This is a genomic window from Mesorhizobium sp. M8A.F.Ca.ET.021.01.1.1, assembly GCF_003998025.1.
Taxonomy (GTDB): domain Bacteria; phylum Pseudomonadota; class Alphaproteobacteria; order Rhizobiales; family Rhizobiaceae; genus Mesorhizobium.
Genome location: NZ_RZSJ01000749.1, coordinates 1 through 2,482 on the forward strand (window position 1 = coordinate 1; position 2,482 = coordinate 2,482).

Annotated in this window: 4 protein-coding genes and 1 pseudogene; 4 read left to right on the top strand and 1 reads right to left on the bottom strand. The window is 60.3% G+C overall.

From position 1 onward, the window contains the following. Nucleotides 1-128, top strand: a pseudogene (locus tag EOA36_RS38620) (LysE family translocator); the annotation flags it as partial. A gap of 93 nt (nt 129-221) precedes the next feature. Next, nucleotides 222-545 (top strand): hypothetical protein, encoded by a 324-nt coding sequence (locus EOA36_RS33250; protein ID WP_127280990.1) that lies wholly within the window; start codon nt 222-224, stop codon nt 543-545. A 55-nt stretch (nt 546-600) separates the two neighbouring features. Here EOA36_RS33250 and EOA36_RS33255 read toward each other — a convergent pair whose 3' ends face one another. Continuing rightward, nucleotides 601-1,542, bottom strand: coding sequence for a nucleoside hydrolase (locus EOA36_RS33255; protein ID WP_127280991.1), 942 nt, complete (start codon nt 1,540-1,542; stop codon nt 601-603). A 302-nt stretch (nt 1,543-1,844) separates the two neighbouring features. Between EOA36_RS33255 and EOA36_RS33260 the strand changes: the two genes are divergently transcribed. Together EOA36_RS33260 and EOA36_RS33265 are read left to right on the top strand one after the other, a co-directional pair. Beyond that, nucleotides 1,845-2,270, top strand: a complete 426-nt coding sequence (locus tag EOA36_RS33260) for an Hsp20 family protein (protein ID WP_013893014.1) — start codon at nt 1,845-1,847, stop codon at nt 2,268-2,270. Between the two features lie 64 nt (nt 2,271-2,334). Further along, a partial coding sequence (locus EOA36_RS33265; protein ID WP_127280992.1) for a DUF1150 family protein occupies nt 2,335-2,482 on the top strand: 148 nt, incomplete at its 3' end.

Genomic DNA, 2,482 nt, shown 5'->3' on the forward strand with positions numbered 1-2,482 from the left:
CCTATGCGCTGGCCGCCGGCCGCGCCGGGCGCATGCTCTCGGCCAGCCGCATCAAGCTCCTGTCGAGGATCAGCGGCAGCTTCATGGTCGGCGGCGGCCTGTGGCTGGCGTTTTCAAGGTCGAAGTAACGGCAGCCGAGGCCGGCGCCGCGTTAAAGCTGCGTCGGCGGCTGATTGAAAGTCTACTTTCCAGCTACCACATGAATCGACATTGAGGGATTCATGTTTTCACCGTCGACTTATGAGAGTTTGAAGAGGAACGCGCCAAGCGTGGTCTTCTTCTCCGGTTTTTTTGCGATAATGTTCATATTGGCCCAGAATGAGTGGGAGAATGACGCAACGCCGATTCGATCAGTTGACCCGATCAACGCGACGATCGAAGGCGTTTACTGGCACTGGACCAGCACGTCTCAATATGGATTGTTCCTGGAGAACAACGCTCTGGTTTTCGTTGACGACGATCGACCCCGCCTGATTGGCTCCCGTGTCAAAATTGAGCGCGTTACCCGCGACAATGGCTCCGTCTTCTACCGGTTTGCCGATTGAGGGGCTGTTCGTCGTGTGCCGACACGCCATGAACTATCAGGTCAGACTGCTCAATCTAAAGCCGCCCCAACCTCTCCACCAGCAGCGCGAAAAACCCATCATGGTCGATGTCGCGCATGACCATGGCGTTCTTTTCCCGCTTGGTGACACCCCACCAGTCGACCACGGTCATGCCCATGGTCAGTTCTGAGGCGGTCTCCACGCTGACGTTGCAGTGGCGGCCCTTGAACAGCTCCGGCTTCAAGAGATAGGCGATGACGCAGGGGTCGTGCAGCGGCCCGCCGTCAGTGCCGTATTTGCCCTCGTCGTAGCGTTCGAAGAACTCCAGCATCTCGGCGGTCGCGGTGCCGACCTTGGTGCCCAGTGCGCGAAAAGCCTGTATGCGCTTGGTGGTGGTCAGCGCCTTGTGGGTGACGTCGAGCGGCATCATCACGATCGGGATGCCGGACTTGAACACCAGGTCGGCGGCCTGCGGATCGACATAGATGTTGAATTCGGCCGCGGGCGTAACGTTGCCGCCCTCGAAGAAGCCGCCGCCCATAAGCACGATTTCCTTGATGCGCGGTGCGATGCGCGGTTCGCGGATCAATGCCAGCGCTATGTTGGTGAGCGGCCCGAGCGGGCAGAGCGTGATGGTGCCGCTCTCTTCCCGCATCAGCGTCTCGACGATGAAATCGACGGCATACTGCGCCTGCAGTTGCATCGTCGGTTCGGGCAGCTGCGGCCCGTTGAGGCCGGTCTTGCCATGCACTTCCTCGGCGGTGACCAATTCGCGCGCCAACGGACGGATGGCGCCGGCATAGACCTTGACGTCCGGCCGACCGGCCAGTTCGCAGATCTTGCGGGCGTTCTTTTCGGTCAGTTTCAGCGGGACGTTGCCGGCAACGGCGGTGACGCCGACGATGTCCAGTTCGCTACTGCCGAGCGCCAGCAGAATGGCGACGGCATCATCCTGGCCGGGATCGGTGTCGATGATGATCTTGCGTGGTTGGGGCATTTGAATTCCTTGTTTAGCGGGCCATCAGCTCACCGGGCCGATCGTGCGCCCGAAAGACGCCAACCGGCTGCAAGCTGCCGAGCCGCTTGACGGGGAACGGTCCCGGCCTGCGCGCTTCTCGTTGCATCCGCGCGTCGTTTCAAGCGCCATGGCGATTATTCCTGTGAGTCCACGACCTGGTCTTTTTGGGCGGGTCTTTTGGTGGCTTGAACTTGGCCGCGGGGCGGACCATATCAAGACCATCGGGAAAAATGCCATCCGGGTTTTTCCAGTTTATGTCGCTCTTGAGAGGACAGTGTAACATGAGCCGAATGACGCCTTTCTCCAGCCCGCTTCTCCTGGGTTTCGACGCCATGGAAAAGACGCTGGAGCGCCTGGCGAAGTCCGGCGACAGCTACCCTCCCTATAATATCGAGCGCCTCAGCGGTGCCGACGGCAAGGCCGAAAGGCTGCGCATTACACTCGCCGTCGCCGGTTTCGCCGAAAGCGATCTCGATGTGACAACGGAGGAAAACCAGCTGGTCGTGCGCGGCCGTCAAACCGACGACACCGAGCGCGAATTCCTTCATCGCGGCATTGCCGCGCGCCAGTTCCAGCGCTGTTTCGTGCTGGCCGACGGCATGCGGGTGATCGCGGCGGAACTGAAGAACGGCCTTTTGTCGATCGACCTCGATCGGCCGGAGTCCGAACGGCTGGTACGGAAAATAAATATATCGGTGAAAGACTGATCTTCACTGATGGCTCTCATGCGGGATGGCCTTGAGCGGCGTCCTCGCGCCAAGGAGGCTTGAAATGACCAGAACTGACGAAATCATCACCATGACCAGCGGCGAGTTCGCCCATCTCGGCGAAGGCTCGGTCGCCTATCTGCGCAAGGTCTCGAGCGACGAACTGCTCGGCCGCTTCCCCAACATCGGTGAAATCGCACCCGGCATGGAGC

Excerpts from the sequence above, each read along its gene's own strand:
- EOA36_RS33250 (WP_127280990.1), top strand. The coding sequence starts at position 222 with ATGTTTTCACCGTCGACTTATGAGAGTTTGAAGAGGAACGCGCCAAGC.
- EOA36_RS33255 (WP_127280991.1), bottom strand. The coding sequence starts at position 1,542 with ATGCCCCAACCACGCAAGATCATCATCGACACCGATCCCGGCCAGGAT.
- EOA36_RS33260 (WP_013893014.1), top strand. The coding sequence starts at position 1,845 with ATGAGCCGAATGACGCCTTTCTCCAGCCCGCTTCTCCTGGGTTTCGAC.